The following is a 22567-nucleotide window of genomic DNA, read 5'->3' as shown; positions in this document are numbered from 1 at the left end:
ACGCGCCGAAATAAGTATAATACGTGGCTGCGAGAACGGTCTTAACTCAGTTTTTCCGTTTTCGCCATTTTTTTAGTTCTTGGAGGAATAGCAAATTAAAGGCGTTAGCAATAAATCTCAGGGTGATAAATCCCGTATTAACGAAGAAATCACGGTTAATGAAGTACGTTTAGTGAAAGCTGATGGCGAACAAGCCGGAGTGGTCCCAATAAACGAAGCAATGGAACTGGCTGTTGAAGCTAGTTTAGATTTAGTTGAAGTTAGCCCGAATGCTAATCCCCCGGTCTGTAAAATTATGGACTACGGTAAGTTCTTGTTTGAAAAGAGCAAAGCCCAAAAAGAGCAAAAGAAAAAGCAAAAGCAAATTCAGGTCAAGGAGATTAAATTTCGCCCTGGCACTGATGAAGGCGATTACCAGGTAAAACTGCGCAACCTGCGTCGCTTTCTAGAAGGTGGAGATAAAGCCAAAGTAACCATACGTTTTCGTGGACGTGAAATGGCTCACCAAGAGATTGGCATCGACTTATTGAATCGCGTCAAAACCGATTTGCAAGATATTGCCACGGTTGAGTCTTTTCCCAATCGTGTTGAAGGTCGTCAAATGATCATGGTTCTCGCACCAAACAAGAAGTAGTAACGGTCTAAAGTTTATTGGTCTGCACAACTAGTAACACCTTGCTGCAAATACTAACTTCTCATTATGCGTTTTATTAAATAGCTAATGAGGTTTAAAACAATGCGGAGTTTTAGCAATGCCTAAAATGAAATCAAACAGCGGAGCCGCGAAACGTTTTCGTAAAACGGGTTCAGGTCGCTTTAAAAGTAAACAGTCTCACTTGCGTCACATTTTGACCAAAAAGAGTACTAAGCGTAAACGTCATCTACGTAGTAAGAAGCTTGTTCACAAGAACGATACCGCTCTTATTCAACGTATGTTGCCGTACGTATAACTTAGACTTAGGAGACTGAAAAATGGCTAGAGTAAAACGCGGCGTAGTAGCTCGCGCACGTCACAAGAAAGTATTAAAACAAGCTAAAGGTTATTACGGTGCTCGCTCACGTGTTTATCGCGTAGCGGTACAAGCAGTAACTAAAGCAGGTCAGTACGCTTACCGCGACCGTCGTCAACGTAAACGTCAATTCCGTCAGCTTTGGATTGCTCGTATTAATGCAGCTGCACGTCAAAATGGTATGTCATACTCTCGTTTCATCAACGGTTTGAAAAAAGCCTCTGTTGAAATTGATCGTAAGATACTTGCAGACATCGCTGTTCACGACAAAGCGGCATTTACTGCCCTTGTTGATGCAGCAAAAGGCGCATTAGCGTAAACTATTAAACATTAGTTTAAGTTCTTTTTCGAAAAAGCGAGCAGGATGCTCGCTTTTTTGGATCTTACGATTCATAAATTCAAATTGCTTTGCATTACTTGTTTAAATTATGGCCATTTCAGTGCAGTTTGCACCACAATAAAACTTCGCAGGCTCATTCTTTTTAACGGTTAATAGTATTCATATTTATAGCTTATTGATTTTATTGATTTTAATCACTGTGATTTTTATTGGCACTTTACTTGCTGTATTTTTAGTAACATTTGATACAGGTAGATGTATCACTACAATTTAAGTTAAAAGGATAACGGCGTCCAAGATCTCACTTCACAGTGATGATCGGGACGCCGTTTTTTTTTGGATTTCATTTGTAATGAATATGCCTTGTTTCTTTTGTACTCAACTAATTTACTAAACGGAGCAAGCTAATGGCTTATTTATTACCTACAGAATTTGTTACAAAAATGGTAGATGCTGGTGAATCAAAAATATACATGTCTACCAGAGATACCCTTATTCGTGCATTTATGGCAGGCGCAATTCTTGCGCTTGCGGCAGTATTTGCTATCACTATTGCAGTAAACACTGGCAACTTTCTACTAGGAGCTATTTTATTCCCAGTTGGCTTTTGCATGCTTTACTTGATGGGATTTGACCTACTAACCGGTGTTTTCGTACTTTGCCCTTTAGCTTGGCTAGCAAAACGACCAGGGGTCACGTGGCCGCAAATATTAAGAAATTGGGGCTTAGTGTTTGTAGGTAACTTTGCTGGTGCACTTACCACCGCCATTATGATGGCTTTCATTTTTACTTACGGATTCAGTATTGACGGCGGCGCTATTGCAGAGAAAGTAGCCAGTATTGGTGAAGCTAGAACGTTAGGTTACGCTGAGTACGGCACAGCAGGGTGGTTTACTATTTTTATTCGTGGAATGCTTTGTAACTGGATGGTATCAATGGGTGTTGTAGGTGCAATGATTTCTACACACGTTAGCGGTAAGGTAATGGCTATGTGGATGCCAATATTCTTGTTCTTCTACATGGGTTTTGAGCACTCTGTTGTGAACATGTTTTTATTCCCTTTTGGTATCATCATGGGTGGTGATTTCTCGGTAATGGATTATTTGCTTTGGAATGAAATTCCAACTGCTTTAGGTAATCTAGTTGGTGGTTTAGCATTTACAGGTTTAACTTTGTACACCACTCACTATAGAACTAAAGCAAAACGTGTGTTAACTGAAAAAGAAACAGCTAGCACGGCAACTTCTGCTACTGCTACTATTTCTTAATCATACTAAGGGAGTTACTTTTTTACTTAAAGTAACTCCAATATTTTTATGAAAGAATCCATTTCAGTAGTGTCGGCAATGCGTACCTCGAAAGGGCGTAAGGCCATCAATCAAGATGCACTTAAAAGTGAAATCCCCCATGACCCAGCCGTATTGCTATTAAAAGGTGCATGCTTTTTATGTGCCGATGGCGTGAGCTCGAGTACGGTGAGTCAAATTGCGAGCGATCAAGCGCTTAATAAATTTATTGAAAGATACTATTTGAGCTCTGATACTTGGAGTGTTCAAAAAAGTGCTCAGCAAACTATTGAAGAAATTAACGCCAATTTATATGCAACTACTCGCCAAAGTCCATTTCGCTATGATATTGAAAAAGGCTATGTTTCTACTTTTAGCGCATTAATTTTAAAAGGCCAAATTGCACACGTTTTCCATGTTGGGGATTGTGTAATTATGCGTATAAGAGATAAATCCTATGAGGTACTTACGAGCTCTCATCGCGTTAATTCTGAAGCGCAACAAAGTTTCTTAGGCAGGGCATTAGGCGCAGCGCCTAAAGTCGACATTGAATACAGTAATTTTGTAGCTCAAAATGATGATGCTTATTTATTGATGAGTGATGGAATATATGAGTACATTAACGATGCTACGTTATTTAACCTTGTATCTAATAAATCAGTTTATAAAAATAACCAAGCACTTGTTGACGCAATTCACGACCTTGCCTATGAAAATGGCAGCCCTGATAATTTAAGTGTGCAGTTTGTATCAATAAAGCAAATAAACCCACAACAACAATTACTCCCGCAGCAAAATGCAAAAATCCTCAGTGCTTTACCTATACAAGGTGACGAAATAGATGAGTTTATTATTCAGCGGGAGCTATATTGTTCTGCGCGAAGTCATGTTTACCTTGCAAAAGATATTTACACCAATAAAGAGGTTGCCTTAAAGGTTCCATCACTAGAACTACAAGATGACGAATTTTTATTACGCCAATTTGGGCTTGAAGAATGGATTTTAAAAAGAATAAATTCGCCTTATGTAATTAAAGTATCAAGCCCTAGCAGGCCTAGACATTACGTAACAATGATCAGCGATTATTTTCAAGGCCAGCACTTGCATCAGTGGATAATTGATAATCCAAACCCTAGCCTAGAAACGGTAAGAGAAATTATTGAACAAGTGGCTAAAGGTTTAACCGCCATGCATAGGGCACAAATTTTACATCAAGATATACGCCCAGAAAATATCATGATCGATGATTCTTTTCGTGTAAAAATTATTGATATGGGGGCTGCTCGAGTAGCAGGTCTAAGTGAATTGGTGCGTGATATAGATAGTAATGTGTTGGGTACGGCTATGTATGCAGCCCCCGAATACTTTTTAGGAGAATTGGGCACAGAGCAGTCAGATTTGTATTCGCTAGCCATGCTAACTTACTACATGCTCAGCGGCAGTTTTGCTTATGGACCTAACGTAGCTAAATGTACCACCATGCAATATTTGAATAAGTTGAAGTATCAAAGTGTTTTGGATTCAGGTAAAGCCATTCCTTTATGGATAGATCAAACGCTTAAGCAAGCATTGCAGCCTAATCCCGCTAAGCGTACCCAAGCAATATCTGAGTTTTTGTACCACTTACGCCATCCTAGTCCATCGTTTATTGAACGTATTAAAGCGCCTTTAATTGAGCGCCATCCAGTAAGATTTTGGCAAGTACTCTCGCTGCTTTTACTAATGTCGAATTTAGCACTGCTGGCAGCTTTTCTTTAATACTATTTACTAGCAAACAACAATTTACATCAAAAAGGAAAATAAAAATGATAGCCAATAGATCAGAAGTAACAGAATTAATTCGAATTCAGAAATTAAATAAAGGTATTTCTTGGAAGCAAATAAGTGAAGCTATAGGGCAGTCAAAAGAATGGTCTACTGCGGCTTGTTTAGGGCAAATGACTTTGACGAAAGCGCAAGCGGAAGCGGTGGGTAAGTTGCTCGACTTACCAGATGAAGCCTTAGCATGGTTGCAAATAGCCCCATATAAAGGTTCGTTGCCTACCGAAGTGCCAACTGATCCGCTTATATACCGTTGGTACGAGCTGGTAAATGTATACGGTACTACCTTAAAAGAACTCATTCATGAAGAGTTTGGTGACGGTATTATGAGTGCTATTGATTTCTCGATGGATTTACAACGAGAAGAGAACGAAAAGGGCGATAGAGTCAGTGTTGTGATGTCAGGTAAATTCTTGCCATACAAAATGTATTAGTTAAGCCGTAGATTCCAGTTTTTTGCTTAAAAAAAGCGTAAATTAACAGCGTAAAAACACATAAAAGTGTGTAAAATGCGGGGTTTAGTTTAAAACAATAAGCATCGTCTGTGTTGACTTTGCTTGTTATACGCTCCAAAAAGAGGAAAACATGGATCTTGAAGCGATCATCGATGAAGCGCGAAGTGCAGTAGAAACGGCGAATACGCCAGCTGAACTTGATGCCGTGCGCGTTGCCTTTATGGGTAAAAAAGGCAAGGTAACCGATTTAATGAAAGGCCTAGGTGCCTTATCGGCTGAAGAGCGACCTGCCGCAGGCCAACAAATTAACGTAGCCAAGCAAACCGTACAAGGTTTAATAAACGGCAAAATACAGCGTTTAAAAGAAGCTGAGCTAAATGCTAAACTAGCCGCTGAAGCAATTGATGTGAGTTTGCCTGGAAGAAGTGTACAAACAGGTAATCTTCATCCAGTGAGTCGCACTATTGCCCGTATTGAGTCGTTTTTCGGTGATTTAGGTTTTGCTGTAAAAGAAGGGCCAGAAATTGAAGATGGCTTCCATAACTTTGATGCTTTAAATATTCCTAAAAATCATCCAGCCCGCGCTGACCATGATACTTTTTATTTTAATCCAAATTTGATGTTGCGTACGCAAACCTCAGGTGTTCAAATTCGTACTATGGAAGCAGAAAAGCCGCCTTTGCGTATTATTTCTCCTGGCCGCGTTTACCGCAATGACTATGACCAAACTCACACTCCTATGTTTCATCAGGTAGAAGGCTTGATGATTGATAAAAATGTAAGCTTTGCTGAATTAAAAGGCATTCTGCATGACTTCCTGCATCACTTTTTCGAAGAAGACTTACAAATACGTTTTCGACCTTCATATTTTCCATTCACAGAGCCATCAGCTGAAGTTGATGTAATGGGTAAAAACGGTAAGTGGTTGGAAGTATTAGGTTGCGGAATGGTGCATCCTAATGTACTTAAAGCCGTTAACATTGATCCAGAAGAATACACAGGTTTTGCTTTTGGGATGGGTGTTGAGCGATTAACTATGCTCCGCTACGGTGTTAATGATTTACGCGCGTTTTTTGAAAACGACGTACGTTTTTTGAATCAGTTTAAATAATTAGAGTACAGCATGAAATTTAGTGAATCTTGGTTAAGAGAATGGGTTAACCCAAGCGTAGATACAAATGAACTAAGCGAGCAACTTAGCATGGCTGGCCTAGAAGTAGATGGCATAGAATCAGTTGCCGGTGATTTCTCTGGTGTGCTTATAGGAGAGGTGGTTGAATGCGGACCACATCCAGACGCTGACAAATTACAAGTTACGAAGGTAAACGTAGGTGGCGAAGAACTACTTGATATAGTGTGCGGCGCACCTAATTGCAGAAAGGGCTTAAAAGTAGCTGTTGCAGTAGTTGGCGCAGTATTACCCGGCAACTTTAAAATTAAAAAAGCGAAATTACGTGGGCAGCCTTCTCATGGCATGCTTTGTAGTTTTTCTGAGCTAGGCATGGGCGATGACCATTCAGGGATACTTGAACTACCAGCTGATTCACCAATAGGCCAAGATATTATTGAATACCTTGACTTAAACGACAAAGTGATTGAAATTGATTTAACACCAAACCGCGCTGATTGCTTAGGCATTAAAGGCGTTGCGCGAGAAGTAGGCGTATTAAACCAAAGTGATGTCAGTAATCTTTCTATCGCTGACGTGAGTGTAGAATCAGATGCTAGCCGCGCAATTACTTTACAAAATTCTGAAGCGTGCCCGCGTTATTTAGGCCGTGTAATTGAAAATGTTGATTTAAGTGCAAAATCTCCGCTGTGGATGCAAGAGAAGCTTCGCCGCAGCGGTATCCGTTCAATTGATGCCGTAGTGGATGTAACTAATTACGTATTGCTTGAGCTTGGTCATCCTATGCATGCATTTGATAATGACAAACTCAAGGGTGATATTACTGTTCGTTTTGCTCAAGATAAAGAATCATTAGTATTACTTGATGGCAATAAAATTGAAGTAAATAGTGATACGCTTGTTATTGCCGATGCTGAAAAAGCGTTAGCACTTGCGGGTATTTTTGGTGGTGAAGAATCAGGCGTAACCGCTCAAAGTAACAATATCTTTTTAGAATCAGCTTTTTTCAGCCCCGATGCAATTTTAGGTAAAGGCCGCCAATATGGCTTACATACCGATGCATCGCACCGTTACGAACGAGGTGTTGACCCAGAGCTACAATTACAAGCCATGGAAAGAGCAAGCCAATTGTTGCTTGATATTGTTGGGGGTAAAGCGGGGCCAATTATTACTGCTGAAGAATCAGCTTCATTGCCTGTAAGAAATAAAATTACATTGCGTAGTACTCGTCTTGAACGTGTTCTTGGCATTAGTTTCGACACCGATCGCGTAACTGATATACTAAACCGTTTAGGCATGCAAGTTGAGTTAATTGCTCAGGGAAGTACCTTTAACTGGGTGGTTCAGGCTCCTTCCTACCGTTTTGATATTGCAATTGAAGAAGACCTTATTGAGGAAGTGGCGCGTGTGTTTGGTTATAACAACATACCAAATCAAGCCCCTTTGGCGAGCCTCGCAATGACTTCGCGTACTGAGCGTAAAATATCGCTTAACAATGTTAAGCACTTATTGTGTCATCGTGGATTAACCGAAGCTATTACTTATTCTTTTGTTGACCCTAAAAAGCAAGCTTTGTTGTTTCCAGAAGCTAAAACATTAGTGTTACCACACCCTATCAGTGCTGATATGTCAGAAATGCGCGTGAGTTTGTTGCCCGGATTACTACAAGCGTTATCGTATAATCTTAAGCGCCAACAAAACAATTTGTCACTATTCGAAAGCGGCTTGGTGTTTTCAGCTGACGAAAGCGCAGAGAATGGGGTGAACCAAACAAGTAAACTTGCGGGTGTGTTTTCTGGAAATACATCGAATGAGCATTGGGCGATAGCTAATAAGAGCGTAGACTTTTTTGATGCAAAAGCGGTAGTAGAAGAAATTTTACAACAAAGCGCTGGCCTAAATGATGCAACTTATGAAAGCGCGCAACATACGGCTTTTCATCCGGGACAATGTGCAGCCATTTATGTTGATGGAGACCTTGTAGGCTATCTTGGTGCTATTCATCCGCAGTTTGAGAAGAAATTAGGCCTAAATGGTCGAACCTTTGCCTTTGAATTGGACTGGTCAAAAATCGAACAAAGAAATCTGCCGTCAGCCCTTGCCATCTCTAAGTTTCCAGCTATTCGACGTGACCTAGCAATGACCGTTTCTGACCAGGTAGAAACAGGTAAATTACTAAAAAGTATCGAAAAAATTGGAATATCTGACTTGGTTAGCTTAAACTTATTTGACGTGTACACTGGAGACGGCATAAACGAGGGTGAAAAAAGCCTCGCATTGTCTATTTGGTTACAAAGTGTTGAAAAAACACTGGAAGATGAAGAAATTCAAAATACTGTCGATAAAGTAGTTAGACATTTGCGAGACAATTTTAGTGCAGCATTGAGAGATTAAAATATGGCGTTAACCAAAGCGGATATGGCCGAACATTTGTTCGAAAAACTTGGCCTTAATAAGAAAGAAGCGAAAGACTTAGTAGAATTGTTCTTTGAAGAGATCAAATCGTGCTTAGAAGCGGGTGAGCAAGTTAAACTATCCGGCTTTGGTAATTTTGATTTACGTACAAAGAACGAGCGTCCAGGAAGGAACCCCAAAACGGGGGAAGACATCCCTATCAAAGCACGAAGAGTCGTTACTTTTCGCCCCGGTCAAAAGCTAAAAAGCCGTGTCGAAAACATTACGCCTTCCGAGTAAGGTAGGAATGCTAAAAGTTACAAACACGTTATTTAAGCGCTCAATTATATTGAGCGCTTTTTTATTGTGTTTCGCATGCACTGACAATAGTGAGTATGAGAAAAGCTCTGAAGATAGTCCTGAGCCTCCAAATCATGCTGTTGATGTTGATGGTCCTCCCTTGTTGTCACTCAGTGAATTACTCAGCGCTCAAGATGTAAAATTAGGTCTTGCAGAGTCGGCTGCGATAGATGATGAAGGCGGCTTAATATATTGGCAGAACATGTTGCTTGAAGCTGCCGATGAAGTAAATTTACGCGCAAAAGAGCGTAAGTTAATATCTGGTAAGCAGGGGCGCTTATTCCTAAAATTTCAGGGTATGAAAACAAACTATCAAACAGAGTTTGAATCTGCGTTTGTTAACTTTGAAGATTTAAATGCAGTTTACGCAAAATACCCTGCATTTAAAGACCTCCAAGAGCAATCAAAGGCCTTAGTGATTAAACGAGATGCGTTAATTGCTAATATGGCGAATGACTTATCGGTGCAAGGTTTTGAAGGAAATGCAGTGGCAGAAGCTAAACGTCGTTGGCAAGATACGCTAAAAAATCTATAGTTAGATACTGCACTTTAGCACGTAATCTAGTCATTATTATCTAAATGCTTAAACTTCAATATCTGGAGTTTCAGCATGCACGTTGCATAAGCGCGCCAACACAAACAAAAAGTCAGACAAGCGATTGATATAGCTAAGAGCCAATGGATTAGTTGTATGCGCCTTTGATGCACTTACAAGAGCTCGCTCAGCTCGCCGAGCTATTGTGCGTGCTACGTGGCACTGAGCACTATTTATTGAACCACCTGGCAAAATAAATCGCGTTTGAGGAGCTAGAGTACTTTGTATTTCGTCTATAAATTCTTCGAGCATTTTAACGTGCTCATTATGTAATTTATCTTCATCAGATAATGCAAAACCAATTAAAAAAATGTGCTGCTGACATTTATTAATGTTGCTAGCCCATGTTTGTAATACTTTATCGCCTTTGTTTATTAAAGCTGCTACAAGGCCAAGTTGAGAATTTAATTCGTCTAAGGTGCCATAACATTCAATTAAAATGTCATCTTTACTGACCTTCAACACTTCTTTCGCGTAAATCGACGTTTGACCCTTGTCACCTTGTTTGGTGTATATTTTCATAAATTTCTTATTCGTCTAAGTTAAGCTTAGGGACAGGTGGCTCAAATCGCTCAAGCCTGACAATTAACCCAAAAGCGGGATGATCAAAATAATGAATTTGTTTACTTATGATTCGTCGCCTTTGTTTGAAAGGGTAAGTAGATATTTGCGCAAGGCCGTCAGTATCCATTTTGATTCGATGTTGTTTAAATTCACTTTCTAAATGAAGGTACGGTACTTGGTTTACATATTCTAAATAGACTTTTAATAAGCCATCTAATGACCACTTTTTAGTTTGGTATTCAAGCTCTTCGTTTGAATCGTTAGCGGCGTGTTCAAGTGCCAGCCAGTCTACTTTATTCGGATTGTTCAAGCGCTCTTTAAGTTGCTCAAAGAAATCATTCTTATGAGTTTGTTCTGTTGCTAATGTAGCCTGATCAGATAGCGCTATTGGGCTGATTGTTGAATTTACAGCATTGGCATCAAGTAATTCACCGGCTCTAATTTTGTAAAAACTCGCTTTGTCTTTGCCAAATACAACCTGTTGTCGCCATGCGGTGTATAGAAGAGGGCGTATATCTCGTTGGCGATAGACCGTTTTTGCATAGTCTGCTAATGACAACTGTGATTTACTGACTAGGTGAGGACCTGCGCTATAATCATCGCCCGTAGCAAAAATTTCTTTTGGTATTTCTTTAAGAGATCCTCTTAAAGCACTTAGCTGATTTAACTGATATTCAGAAACACACGTAATTTGATAATCACTTAAATTAATGGATTGACTCACCGCATTAAAATAAGAAAAATCCAGTTGACTAGTGGAGTCGTTGAATAAGCTTAATTCAATATTTGGGGCCGCCAGTATGCGATTTATGTTTGGTTGGTGTTGATTGCACTTAGGTAAAGCGTACAAATATCGGTTTTGCGCAAAACTATTAGCAGTAAGTGCTAAGCTATAAATATCTACTATATTACTATCGCTAAATTCAAAGTCTGCATACTCAAAATTCTCACTATTACTGGGCGATATGTCTCTTTCAAAAGCAATAAGTTCTACCGTAAACCACCATTGTTGCGCTTGCTTACTTTGTGAAAAAGCGTTTGACGAAGATAATAGCAAAGCGACGAAAAGCACTGCTAGCCTATTGTGTAGTGCTTTTGATGTAAAGTTAATGGCGTTACGCATAACTATCCTTGGTAAATGATTCTAGCAAATTATGCACAAAATCTAAACGTTGTTGATTGGCTTCTGTTTTATGGGTGAACTTCAATTTAGAGGGCCCATCAAACGCAAATTTGCGTGGTTGTTTTTGAATAAGTTGAATCAAAAATCCAGCGTCAACTGTTGTTTCTTGTGCAAAATCTATGGTGCCGCCCAATTCATTAGCTTCAATTTTATTGATACCTAATGCTGCCGCAAGCAATTTTGTAACCGCCAATTGTACTAGATTTTTAGCACTTTGTGGCAATAAACCAAAGCGGTCAATCAATTCAATTTGGAAATCGTCAATTTCATCATTTGTTTTACAATTAGCTAATTTCTTGTACATAGCTAAGCGCATGTTTACATCACCAATGTAATCATCGGGAAGTAAGGCTGGTATTCTTAATTCAACCTCAGTTTGTTTACCTAATGTATCATTAAGGCTGGGTTCTTTACCTTCTTTTAAAGATTCTACTGCTGCTTCAAGCATTTCCATATAAAGAGTAAAGCCAACTGCGTTGATTTGACCAGACTGGCCATCGCCTAATAGCTCACCTGCACCGCGTATTTCTAAATCGTGTGTGGCTAAGGCAAAGCCTGCTCCAAGCGTTTCTAGCGAGGCAATTGCCTCTAGGCGCTTTGTAGCGTCTTTTGTCATTCTTCTAGGATGGGGGGTGAGTAAATAAGCATACGCTTGATGGTGCGAACGCCCAACACGCCCTCGCAACTGATGCAGTTGCGCTAAGCCTAAGTGATCAGCTCTATCAATAATAATTGTGTTAGCGCTGGCTACATCTATTCCGGTCTCAATTATGGTTGAGCACACTAATACATTGTAGCGTTGATGATAAAAATCATTCATCACATTTTCGAGTTCATTTTCACGCATTTGGCCATGGCCAATTGCAATACGCGCTTCGGGTACTATTTCGGCTATATCGGCAGCAGTTTGCTCAATTGTTTTAACTTCATTGTGAAGAAAATACACTTGCCCACCACGTAATATTTCGCGCATGATTGCTTCACGTATTATCTCTTTTTGTCGTTGTAACACGAAGGTCTTAACGGCTAATCGTTTCGCTGGCGGCGTGGCTATAATTGATAAATCGCGCATACCGCTAAGCGCCATATTCAAAGTACGCGGAATAGGCGTTGCTGTAAGCGTTAAAATATCAACATCAGCTCTAAGTGCCTTGAAGCGCTCTTTTTGCCTTACCCCAAAACGATGCTCTTCATCTATAATGACTAAGCCCAAATCGTTAAATTTAACGTCTTTTTGGATGAGCTTATGTGTACCTACGACTATGTCAACTTTACCCTGCTCAAGGCGTTCCATAACACGCTTTTGGTCTTTAGCCGTTACAAAGCGAGATACCACATCAATTTCAAAGGGAAACTGAGAAAATCGATTTTTGAAGTTTTCATAGTGCTGCTGGGCCAGCAAGGTAGTGGGCACCAGTATTGCTACTTGCTTACCATGCATTGCGCTAATAAAAGCCGCTCGCATTGCCACTTCCGTTTTACCAAAACCAACATCACCGCACACGAGGCGGTCCATGGCATTCTTGCTACCCATGTCTTGTAGTACCGCATTTATAGAGGTTTCTTGATCAACCGTTTCCTGATACGCAAAACTTCTTGCGAATCTTTCGTATTCATGCCAATCAATGGGATAAGCAAAACCGGGTTTGGCGGCACGTTTGGCGTAAATATCCAGTAAATGCGCGGCAACATCACGCACTTTCTCAGCGGCTTTTTGCTTCGCTTTTGACCAAGTATCATTACCTAAATTATGTAAGGGAGCGTGCTCTGCTTCACCGCCGCTGTATCGGCTAATTAAATTCAGTGACGAAACCGGTACATACAATTTAGCTTCTTTGGCATATTGTATGGTTAAATATTCGGTGGTTACGCCACCGGCGTCTAAGGTTTGAAGGCCAAGAAAACGCCCAACACCATGCTCTAAATGCACAACGGGAGAACCTTCTGACAGCTCAGCCAAATTACGAATTATTGCGCTTTCGTCTATATTAGTGGCTTTACTGCGTTGTTTACGTTTGCCAACCTTGTAACCAAGCAATTGTTTTTCGGTAACAAACAACAAGGCTGAATCAGATGCCGTGCAATCAAAACTATCTTCTACTTGGCCTACACATATATATGAGTTGTCTTTACTGCTTTCTAATATTTGCCCAAAGTGACTTATTGATTGTAATTCAATATCTGCTTTACGGAGAATATTGATTAAGCTTTCTTTGTGGCCCGTTGATTCCGCAACAAACAGCACTTTTTTGCTGGTTTCCTTTGCCTTTTTGACTTCAGCTTGTATGGCCGAATAAGGATTAGTAGCTAAAGTATTAATGCCTATATTAACTAATTCGCTGGTTTTGTAGTCAACGTTTGCCTTGCCTTTTGCTGCTTCATCACTACTAATCCTAGCACTAGGCCAAGCTTTAAGACTTGCTTGCAGCTCTTGTTGTGAAATAAACAGTTGCTCTGGCTTTAATAGAGGCCTAGATAAATTAAATTGATATTGCTCATGGCGATTCGTTAAATCTGACCAAAACTTTTCGCTAGCGGTACTGAGGTTGTCAGAATAAGTGAATATTGCATCTTCGTGTAAATAATCAAAAAGAGTCGCTGTTTTATCAAAAAATAGAGGTAGATAGTATTCCACGCCGCCAGGCATTGTACCTTTACTTACTTGGTACAAAACAGACTCTTGTTCATTTGAACTACGTTGTTCAAACTGTTCTAAATATTGCGTTCTAAAACGAGATATAGCGTCTTTATCTGTTGGGAATTCACGGGCGGGTAGTAAACGAATTTCTTCAACTAAGTCTAAGCTTCGCTGCGTAGCTGGGTCAAAATAGCGAATGGTATCTATTTCATCATCAAACAAATCGATTCTAAAGGGTTTGTCACTTCCCATAGGGAATAGGTCAACTATTGAGCCTCGCACGCTAAACTCACTGTGCGACATAACCTGCCCAACGTGAAGGTAACCCGCTTTTTCTAAATTGCGTCTAAATTCACTGGGATCCAAGGTTTGCCCTGAGCGTAAATAAAGAAGATATTGGCCTACATACTCCACCGGCGCCAAGCGTTGCAATAAAGTGCTAACCGGGACCAAAAATACACCAACTTGCTTTTTGCTTAATAGGTAGAGTGTTTCTAAGCGCTTCGATACAATATCTTGATGCGGAGAAAAGTGGTCGTATGGCAAGGTTTCCCAATGCGGAAACAAATGAATATCAAGTGCGGTATCGCCGCTAAAAAAACGTATTTCCTTTTCTAACTGGTAGGCTTGTGCCGTGTCATCTGTGATTACAATTAGCGGGCCTTTATGTTGTTTGGCCGCTTGCGCAATGGCTAAAGATGTAGACGCTCCTGCAAGGCCAGTCCACTTTATATGATCTGGTATTTTTCTCTGAGAAGTCGTTTGGGGTAAACGTGGATCGATAATTGACGGCATAAACAACTATATTCTTTCGTTGGGTATAAAATTAAAATACATTAGGGTTAGTCAGCTTTGTTTTGTTGCTTTCTTAAGGCCGCTGTTTGCAAATGTAAACTGGCACGAACCAATAGTTCTTGATCAGTGTCTCGGATATGCGTAAACAAAAAACTAATTTGATTGCGGCCATCTAATTCAACAAACTCAATCGCTTCAGCGTAACAATATACGGCAGTAGATTCTGTTTCTAAAAACAGCTTAACAATACAGGTTTCACCCAATTCAATTTCTTGAGTGGTTTCAATAACCACACCACCGCCGCCGAACTTAATAGCTGAAACACGATTGTTTGGATCATCTTGTTGCTGCAAAATGTACGACATCATTAAATCAATTTTTTTCGCTTGGAATTTTAAATAATCGAGTAAGTCAGTGAGTTTTTCGCCTAATCCACGAAGGGGCTTTAAGCTTTGTGATTGAATTTCAGCCATTTCACCTGCAATGCGAAACGCATAGGGCATAGACGCTTCAAATTCATCCATTGACTGGTCTTTGAGCATTAAGTGATTATCTTTGTCGCACAGCAAGTTCGCGCTAATTGGATGAGAAATTAGATAAAATTCAGTAAAACGTGCTTTTTTTTGCTCTTTAGATAACAAGGCTTCTTCCTTTTTAATCACTTATGTATTGTCTAATGTACACAGACCCGCAAATGATAGTAAACTTACTCACAAATAACAGCAACTTTTGTTAGGTTTTCATCAATATATGTCAATTTCAGCGTTTATCGCCATGCGCTATTCTCAATCAGGGACTAAACAAAGTTTTGTTGCTTTCATTAACCGATTTTCGATTATTGGTATTAGTTTAGGAATCGCCGCTTTAATTATAGTGGCGTCGGTTATGAATGGTTTAGAAAGCCAGTTAAAACAACGCATTTTGGGTATATTGCCACATATTGTGGTAGAACAAGCCCAGCCTATAGATTTTCCGCCAGCGCTTTCGTCGTTAGTGCTTGCACAAGTACCATTTGCGCAGCAAGAAGTCATTGTGCAATCTAGAAACAAAGTTAACGGTTTAATACTATTGGGTAAACATGCTGAAGCTAATCAATACTCAATAATTGCAAATTCAGTTATTGCGGGTAATTGGGACAATATAGCCAGTAAAAGTTTCAAGGTAGGAATAAGCCGTATTCTAGCAACTAAACTTGGTATTGATTTAGGCCAAGAGCTTCGCCTTATTAGTACACAAGCCAGTGTCTACTCTCCTTTAGGGCGCTTACCTAGCCAACGTTTAGTTACTGTGGGTGCCATTTTTGATATCAATTCAGAAATGGATGATAAAGTGATAGTTATGCATTTGGATGACGTTGCGCGTTTAAGTAGAAAGCGCAATTCAGAAATACAGTCTACACGTCTATTTTTAAAAGATGCCTTTACGTATAAGCAAATAAGTGACTACTTAGACACACAAAACTTAGTATATGAAACATGGCGAGAGCGCCAGGGTCCATTGTTTGATGCCGTAAAAATGGAAAAAAACATGATGTCGTTAATGTTGCTCTTAGTGATTGCCGTTGCTTCGTTTAATGTGGTGTCAGCCTTGGTTATGGTGGTTTCTGAAAAACGGGCTGACATTGCTATTTTACAAACGCAAGGTATGAACCAACGCGATATTATGAAAATTTTTTTATTTAACGGCGTGTTCAATGGCTTAAAAGGGATTGTTTCGGGCCTTATATTGGGGGTGTTAGGTTGCTTTTTCTTAAATGATCTTCTTGCCTTAGTGGGTTCTAACTTGGCATTTGGTGAAAACGGCCAAGGCCTACCGATTGATATACAGTACCCTCAATTAATATATATAAGTGTTATAGCCTTAGTGTTGTGTTTGTTGGCAAGTTGGTATCCTGCATATAAAGCACAATCTATTACACCAGCAAATAGCCTGCGCAGTGAATAGTTGCTATAATCAAACTGTTAGTACATATGCACGAATTCACGATGTGGGTTTAGTGCAAAATGCATAAATAACAAACAGTTAATTTATGTTATTTACAGTAATCCAATGTTAAGGAACTTAATGTGAGCAAAGTTTATATTAGCTCTTCTTCTTTGTTGCAAGATTCTTTTAGAGTTGCGGCAAAAGTTTACGACGATGGCTTCAGACCTGATTTTATAGTAGGCATTTGGCGAGGAGGGGCACCCATTGGTATCGCAGTTCAAGAGTTTTTTGAATTTAAAAATGCACCGACGGATCATATTGCAGTAAGAACATCTTCTTATTACGCTATTGGGCAACAAGCCAAAGAAATTAAAGTACATGGATTACATTATTTAGTTGAAAACGCTAATGCGGGTGACAAACTACTTATTGTTGATGACGTGTTTGACTCAGGCAGAAGCATTGAAGCTTTAATTAATCAAATACATTCTTTAATGCGTTTAAATGCGCCAAAAGATATTCGAATTGCTACGCCTTACTTTAAGCCTCAAAACAATAAAACAGAGCAATCACTTGTGCCTGACTATTACGTGCATAATTCTGAAGATTGGTTAGTTTTTCCTCATGAATTATCAGGTTTGAGTAAAGAAGAAATTTTAGATGGTAAACATGAATTGTCTGAAATAGCTGATATTTTGTTTGATAAAGACGAGTAATTCAGCCTAGCGCTAAATTGTTTTCTATATTTTGAAAATGCCACTTGGTGTTCACCACAAGTGGCATTTTTATTTATTGTCGATATAAAATTTATCGTGAAAGGTATAGATTAAATCAGGCTTGTAAATAACCAAGCATGTCATACTAAATCCATTAAAAAAGGCCTCGGGAAAGATCATTAACCAAATCATATTGGTGTAGTTGTAAACTATAACATCCCATTCATAAACGCCATCAAGGTAAAAGTAAGCGCTCAAACTCAGCATTTTTAGACCAATGGTGATTGCGCCAGGGAAAAACCCACATAAGAATAAGTATACAAAAGGGTGCCGAGGTAGTTTGTGAAAAGTGATTACAAAGATGCCGTAACTTACCAGTATAGGTAGATACACGCCCAATAAGGCATTAACCCCTAACATACTCCAACTCTCATAACCTATTGCCGTTAGAATAAGTAACACAAAGCTGGCACTTAACATCGCCCACCTAAAACCTAATACTAACGTAAGCGTGGTAAGGGCTATAAAATGAATGATTAAACCATCGTAAATGCTCACGCGAAATAACCAAAGCACAAAAATGAGGGTGGTGAAACCAAATACAATATGTTGAAATTTTTTGTTTACAATAATGTTTTTAAAATTAGTATTTTTAACGATAAACATAAATGTAAAAAAACTAATTACAGCCGCTAATGTTTGTAAAATTGTCACGTACTTTCCTAAAAAGATGATTTCCTACCCCGGTCTCAAAATTTACACAATAATTAGTTTATTGGCCGCTGGCTAATAAGGCTTGTGAAAAGGGTAGATTGAGGAATTTACTAGCATGTATTGAGCGCTAGTGGCTGTAGTGTAGCAAATCTATTAATTACTCTGCTATAGCCAATTCAAAAGAATCGTAATTTGATGTAAAGCTAAGGTACAATTGATTTTTATATTGATAAAATAGCCTTGTTCGTTTTATGACTCACCCCTTTAGATCACAATTTCCGTTTTATAACAGTGCCAATTCAAGCAATGTTGCACAAAGCACTATCTATTTAGACAGTGCTGCCACCTCTCAAAAATGCAAACCTGCATTAGACGCTATGAATGAGTACAATTTATATTACGCCTCTAATGTGCACAGGGGCGGCTATAAAATCGCGCAACAAGCTACCAAAAAATATGAAGCCGCTAGAAGCACCGCTCAATCATTTATTAATGCACCAAATAGTAAGGAAATTGTGTTTACCAGTGGAGCCACTGAAGCTATTAATATTATTGCCGCCGGCCTTCGTGCAGAGCATCTAAATGGTAAAGAAATACTTATTTGTGAAAGTGAGCATCATGCTAATTTGGTTCCATGGCAAATGTTAGCTAAACGATTTGATCTTAGCCTGAAAGTCATGCCTTTAGCTGAGAACGGACAATTTACCGACGCTACCCTAGAAATGTGGCTAGGTATGATCACCATAAACACTGCAATTTTAGCCTGCGCCCATGTATCCAATGTGCTGGGAAATATTTACCCGGTAGCAAAGCTATGTGCCAAAGCGAGCCGCATGGGGGCCATAAGTGTTATTGATGGCACTCAAGCGGGTGCACATATAGCTATTGATGTGCAAAAAATTGCTTGTGATTTTTACGTGTTAAGCGGGCACAAAATGTATGCGGCAACTGGCATTGGCGTACTTTACGGAAAGTATAATGCGCTTGAAAGTTTGCTCCCCAGTAAATTTGGCGGCGAAATGATACGAAGCGTAAGATGGGATAGTAGTGATTTTCAAGCTCCGCCTTTGAAATTTGAAGGAGGCACTCCCAATATTGCGGGTGCGCTCAGCTTAGCCGCTGCGATGAATTTCATTGTTGAAAATGCAGATGCAATACATAAACATGAACAAATATTGTATAAAGAGTTGCTGGCCAAAATTACAAGCGTTTCTGCAATAAATGTATTGGGTAACGTTGACGAATCAATACCGCTTATGTCTATAGATATAAATGATATTCATGCCCATGACATGGCAAGTGCTTTGGCTCAGCAAGGCATTGCGCTTAGAGCAGGGCATCATTGTGCGATGCCCTTAATGGATGCATTAAATGTAGAGGGAACCTTACGAATATCCTTAGCTTGTTACAATGATATAAGCGAAATAAATCTATTCATTGACGCTATAAAAAACAATATTGCGGACTATGATTCTGGAACAGAAACGCTAAGTAAGCAGCAGTTTATTGACAATAATGCCTTATCCATAAAAGCGTCTTTGCAAACTCAGTTTTCGACCGCTACAGGGTGGAATGAAAAGCACCGTTTATTGCTGCTACAAAGTAAAAATTTACCTTTGTTGGCGCCAGAAAACCGCGTGGATAGTAACTTTGTAGGCGGTTGTGAATCATCCGTTTGGATTGATGTTTATAATAACCAATTAATGGCTTATTCAAGTAGTAAAGTCATTAGGGGATTACTGGCTGTTTTATTAAGCGCAATAAACGAAACTTTGTCACTGAAAGATGATAATAGTGAAACAACGAATCTTGTTTATTCAACAGAATATCAATTAGCTTATTTAAATAGCTTAGGGCTACCTATGTATTTTAGCCAAGGTAGGCGTGACGGAATGCTCCAAATAGCAAAGCGAATTACACAATTACTCAGTAAAATTTAATCTATTAAAGACGTTTGAGAAATTTTTAGTTTGGATAATTACTGTTGAGCTTTAATTTGTAGGCATTATTCGAACATATGATTACATGATGGTGCAGTTATTAAATGATAAGGCAGTAGGGGGGCTTAGTTGCTAGCTTACTAAGGCGCGATTTGTTTGTTGATATATTTAGCCATAAATTCGTTTTTGCAAATGGGTTTTGAAAATAGATAGCCTTGCATGAAATCACAGTTTAGGTCTTTTAAGCGAGTATATTGCTCTTGGGTTTCAACACCTTCAGCAACTACTTGAATATCAAGGTTATGCGCCATGGTAATGATTGCTTTGATAAGATCACCGTTGTTGTAGTTTGACGTTAAGCCATCAATAAATGATTTATCAATTTTAAGTACGTCAATATCTAAACGTTGCAAGTAGGCTAAGGAAGAATAACCCACACCGAAGTCGTCAATAGCTAAATCAATGCCCGCTTTGTGCAGCTGTTTTAATTGGTGCTGTATAAGTGAATTGGGGTCCATTAAGGTATTCTCAGTTACCTCAATTAATATACTATGGGGAGCCAAGTTATATTTTTTATATGCTTGAATCCATTCTTCTACCCACTTTCCTGCGCGGTCAATTTCAAGCGGTGATGTATTAATACTAATTTGAATTCCGGTATCACATATTGACTGAAATTCAACAGCATCTCGAATGGCTTGTAATTTCACCCATTGGCCAATTTCAGCAATTAAGCCATTCTGTTCAGCTACTGGGATAAAATAATTAGGCGGGATCATACCTTTTTCAGGATGATTCCAACGAATTAGAGCTTCTGCTTTGTCTACATTTACACCATCATTCAAGAGAATAGGTTGGTAGTAAAGTTCAAATTGGTCCTCTAAAAGTGCAATGCGCATTTCTTCAATCAAACGGCGTTTCTTAATCGCTTGCTCTTCAATTTCATAAGTAAAGAACTCGTATCGATTACGACCTTTCTTTTTAGATAAATACATAGCTTGGTCAGCTCGTTTCACCATTTCGTCTACGTTTTGGCCGTCTATAGGATAAAAAGTGATGCCCAAGCTTGCGCTAATTTTTATATCTTCGGATTTAATTTTCATAGGTTTATTTAGTGCCGCTTTTGCGCAAGACACAACCTTGGTCGAATAAACGGAGTCATTTATGCCTTCTAAAATAAGCGTAAATTCGTCTCCGCCTAGGCGTGCAATAAGGTCTTTTTCTGTTATGCAGGTTTTTAATCTTTCTGCAGCTTCTATCAGAAGTAAGTCACCAAAATCATGACCAAGACTATCATTTACATCTTTAAAACCATCTAAGTCCAAAAATATTAATGTGAATTTAATATCATTTTTAATCAGTTCACTGATTTTTTCATAAAAATAACGCCGATTAGGTAAGCCTGTCAGGCCATCTTTATAGGCAAATGAATATAGCTTATCATTTGCTGTTTCAAGTTCTTTAGTGCGCTTTTGAACCTGATTTTCAAGCGAGCTCTCCCGTTGCTCTATTGTTTGAAGCATATTGTTAAAACAATCCGTTAACTGACCAACTTCGTCAAGTGATTGCTGTTTCGCACGTAGGCTATAGTTGCTTGATTTTGTGATTTCTTGAGCTGTTTCAGCTAAATACAGAATGGGTTTTAAAAAGCGCCGTCTTAGTAATAAGGATAAGAGCAGACTTACTGTAAACGTAAACAGAATCAAAGCAATGCTAAACTTAGTATAAAAACGGTTCCTATCATTTATATAACTATTATTTGTACGTATTATTAATTCACCGTATTGAAACGAATCAAATAATAAAGGCGATGTTAATTCTAGGCTATATTCTTCAGCTCTAGAGGGTTTAACATTAGAGGCTATTGCCACTTGACGGCCTTCATTATCATTTACAATAACAGATACAATATCCCTGCGAATCAACATGGGCTTTATAAGCTCATCAATCGCGTCAATATCTTGAAATATTAAGGCAGTCGTAATATTAGGAGCAAGCATCTTGGATATGGAATTTAAACTGTTGATTTGTTCATTTTTAGCGCTTGATATCTCATAGGTACTAAAAGCAATTGTTACTGTGGCTGTTGATACTATCGCTACGCTCATTAAGATAATAAGTAGCTTTTTATTCATTGTGTTTAGTGCAAAGAGCTTCCTCATTCCACATTCTCTACAATTCGGGCCAAGCGGAGAACTTTGGAGCTCATGGTTATGCCAGCGTCGCTGAGTCTTTGGGGGTAAATTTCGAAGCGTATTTTACCGCCCGTCAAAAAAAATCGGATTTGCCCGCCGTTTTCAATAAAAGTATCTGCTTCGCCTACAAGCATGATATTTTTAAGCGATATTAGTTCACTATTTTGCGCATCAGTCGCAGTGTCTTCTGTAATGAAAAGCATGTGGCAAGAAGCTAGCATTTCTTTTTCAAGGGAGATATGACGAATGAGAATAGGTAAGTTGTGAACATTGCGACCCTGTAGGGTCTTGCTTGCTACCTTTACGAAGTCTGAGCTTGTGCTGCATAATTCGAAATATTCATTACTCTCTAGTGATGTTTCCCAATGCCCAAATCGCGCAAAGTTATACAAAAAACCAGCTTTTAACTTGTATTCTTTCTCGTTCGCAAAAGAGCCGCTGCTGTAAGAAAGTAGTGGTATTATTAATATGCTGAAAAAGAAGGTTCTCATTGAAAACTCTTTATA

General features: G+C 39.1%; 20 protein-coding genes. 13 read left to right on the top strand and 7 right to left on the bottom strand.

Annotation, left to right across the window (positions count from 1 at the left end; translation table 11 throughout):
- Positions 1-94: 94 nt before the first annotated feature.
- The 10 genes from infC (at position 95) to ACOI22_RS03220 (ending at position 9330) form a co-directional block, all read left to right on the top strand.
- Positions 95-634 (top strand): translation initiation factor IF-3, encoded by a 540-nt coding sequence (infC, locus tag ACOI22_RS03265; protein ID WP_420672304.1) that lies wholly within the window; start codon positions 95-97, stop codon positions 632-634.
- A gap of 118 nt (positions 635-752) precedes the next feature.
- A complete protein-coding gene (rpmI, locus tag ACOI22_RS03260; RefSeq protein WP_420670157.1) occupies positions 753-950 on the top strand; it encodes a 50S ribosomal protein L35 in 198 nt (65 codons plus the stop codon).
- Between the two features lie 22 nt (positions 951-972).
- Positions 973-1329 carry a 50S ribosomal protein L20 gene (gene rplT, locus ACOI22_RS03255; protein ID WP_214450043.1) on the top strand — a complete coding sequence of 119 codons (357 nt, stop codon included), beginning with the start codon at positions 973-975 and terminating at the stop codon, positions 1327-1329.
- A gap of 428 nt (positions 1330-1757) precedes the next feature.
- Positions 1758-2618 (top strand): formate/nitrite transporter family protein, encoded by an 861-nt coding sequence (locus ACOI22_RS03250; RefSeq protein WP_420670155.1) that lies wholly within the window; start codon positions 1758-1760, stop codon positions 2616-2618.
- Between the two features lie 48 nt (positions 2619-2666).
- A complete protein-coding gene (locus ACOI22_RS03245) occupies positions 2667-4394 on the top strand; it encodes a protein kinase domain-containing protein (protein ID WP_420670152.1) in 1728 nt (575 codons plus the stop codon).
- 47 nt (positions 4395-4441) lie between these two features.
- Positions 4442-4891 carry a cyanase gene (cynS, locus tag ACOI22_RS03240; RefSeq protein WP_420670149.1) on the top strand — a complete coding sequence of 150 codons (450 nt, stop codon included), beginning with the start codon at positions 4442-4444 and terminating at the stop codon, positions 4889-4891.
- A gap of 151 nt (positions 4892-5042) precedes the next feature.
- On the top strand, positions 5043-6023 hold the full coding sequence (gene pheS / locus ACOI22_RS03235) for a phenylalanine--tRNA ligase subunit alpha (protein WP_420670147.1): 981 nt from the start codon (positions 5043-5045) through the stop codon (positions 6021-6023).
- A gap of 12 nt (positions 6024-6035) precedes the next feature.
- Positions 6036-8435, top strand: a complete 2400-nt coding sequence (pheT, locus tag ACOI22_RS03230; RefSeq protein ID WP_420670145.1) for a phenylalanine--tRNA ligase subunit beta — start codon at positions 6036-6038, stop codon at positions 8433-8435.
- 3 nt (positions 8436-8438) lie between these two features.
- Positions 8439-8735: an integration host factor subunit alpha gene (locus ACOI22_RS03225; protein ID WP_420670143.1), complete on the top strand. Its 297-nt coding sequence runs from the start codon at positions 8439-8441 to the stop codon at positions 8733-8735.
- Positions 8736-8742: 7 nt separating this feature from the next.
- A complete protein-coding gene (locus ACOI22_RS03220) occupies positions 8743-9330 on the top strand; it encodes a hypothetical protein (protein ID WP_420670141.1) in 588 nt (195 codons plus the stop codon).
- A 48-nt stretch (positions 9331-9378) separates the two neighbouring features.
- Here ACOI22_RS03220 and ACOI22_RS03215 read toward each other — a convergent pair whose 3' ends face one another.
- The 4 genes from ACOI22_RS03215 to ACOI22_RS03200 are packed head-to-tail and all read right to left on the bottom strand — an operon-like array spanning position 9379 to position 15211.
- Positions 9379-9912, bottom strand: a complete 534-nt coding sequence (locus tag ACOI22_RS03215; protein WP_420670139.1) for a cob(I)yrinic acid a,c-diamide adenosyltransferase — start codon at positions 9910-9912, stop codon at positions 9379-9381.
- Between the two features lie 7 nt (positions 9913-9919).
- Positions 9920-11077, bottom strand: coding sequence for a CsiV family protein (locus ACOI22_RS03210; RefSeq protein WP_420670137.1), 1158 nt, complete (start codon positions 11075-11077; stop codon positions 9920-9922).
- On the bottom strand, positions 11070-14570 hold the full coding sequence (mfd, locus tag ACOI22_RS03205) for a transcription-repair coupling factor (RefSeq protein ID WP_420670135.1): 3501 nt from the start codon (positions 14568-14570) through the stop codon (positions 11070-11072). The genes ACOI22_RS03210 and mfd overlap by 8 nt, the downstream gene beginning before the upstream one ends.
- 47 nt (positions 14571-14617) lie before the next feature.
- Entirely contained in the window at positions 14618-15211 is a 594-nt protein-coding gene (locus ACOI22_RS03200) for a PilZ domain-containing protein (protein WP_420670133.1), read from the bottom strand.
- Positions 15212-15320: 109 nt separating this feature from the next.
- On the opposite strand from ACOI22_RS03200, the gene ACOI22_RS03195 reads away from it, so the two are divergent.
- Entirely contained in the window at positions 15321-16514 is a 1194-nt protein-coding gene (locus ACOI22_RS03195) for a lipoprotein-releasing ABC transporter permease subunit (protein ID WP_420670131.1), read from the top strand.
- 122 nt (positions 16515-16636) lie between these two features.
- Positions 16637-17212 (top strand): phosphoribosyltransferase, encoded by a 576-nt coding sequence (locus tag ACOI22_RS03190; protein ID WP_420670128.1) that lies wholly within the window; start codon positions 16637-16639, stop codon positions 17210-17212.
- A gap of 69 nt (positions 17213-17281) precedes the next feature.
- Here ACOI22_RS03190 and ACOI22_RS03185 read toward each other — a convergent pair whose 3' ends face one another.
- Positions 17282-17926, bottom strand: a complete 645-nt coding sequence (locus tag ACOI22_RS03185; RefSeq protein ID WP_420670126.1) for an energy-coupling factor ABC transporter permease — start codon at positions 17924-17926, stop codon at positions 17282-17284.
- Between the two features lie 251 nt (positions 17927-18177).
- Here ACOI22_RS03185 and ACOI22_RS03180 point away from each other — a divergent pair, with 251 nt between their 5' ends.
- The gene (locus ACOI22_RS03180) at positions 18178-19866 is read left to right on the top strand and encodes an aminotransferase class V-fold PLP-dependent enzyme (protein ID WP_420670124.1); all 1689 of its coding nucleotides are present in this window, start codon (positions 18178-18180) and stop codon (positions 19864-19866) included.
- Between the two features lie 140 nt (positions 19867-20006).
- Here the strand turns inward: ACOI22_RS03180 and ACOI22_RS03175 are convergent, their stop codons facing one another.
- Positions 20007-22028, bottom strand: coding sequence for an EAL domain-containing protein (locus tag ACOI22_RS03175; protein ID WP_420670122.1), 2022 nt, complete (start codon positions 22026-22028; stop codon positions 20007-20009).
- On the bottom strand, positions 22025-22552 hold the full coding sequence (locus tag ACOI22_RS03170; protein ID WP_420670120.1) for a YfiR family protein: 528 nt from the start codon (positions 22550-22552) through the stop codon (positions 22025-22027). The genes ACOI22_RS03175 and ACOI22_RS03170 overlap by 4 nt, the downstream gene beginning before the upstream one ends.
- Positions 22553-22567 lie beyond the last annotated feature (15 nt).

Origin of the sequence: Glaciecola sp. 2405UD65-10 (assembly GCF_048820975.1) — a bacterium.
Lineage (GTDB): Bacteria > Pseudomonadota > Gammaproteobacteria > Enterobacterales > Alteromonadaceae > Glaciecola.
Note: the sequence above shows the minus strand (reverse complement) of the source record. Positions and strands in the feature narration are given on the sequence as shown.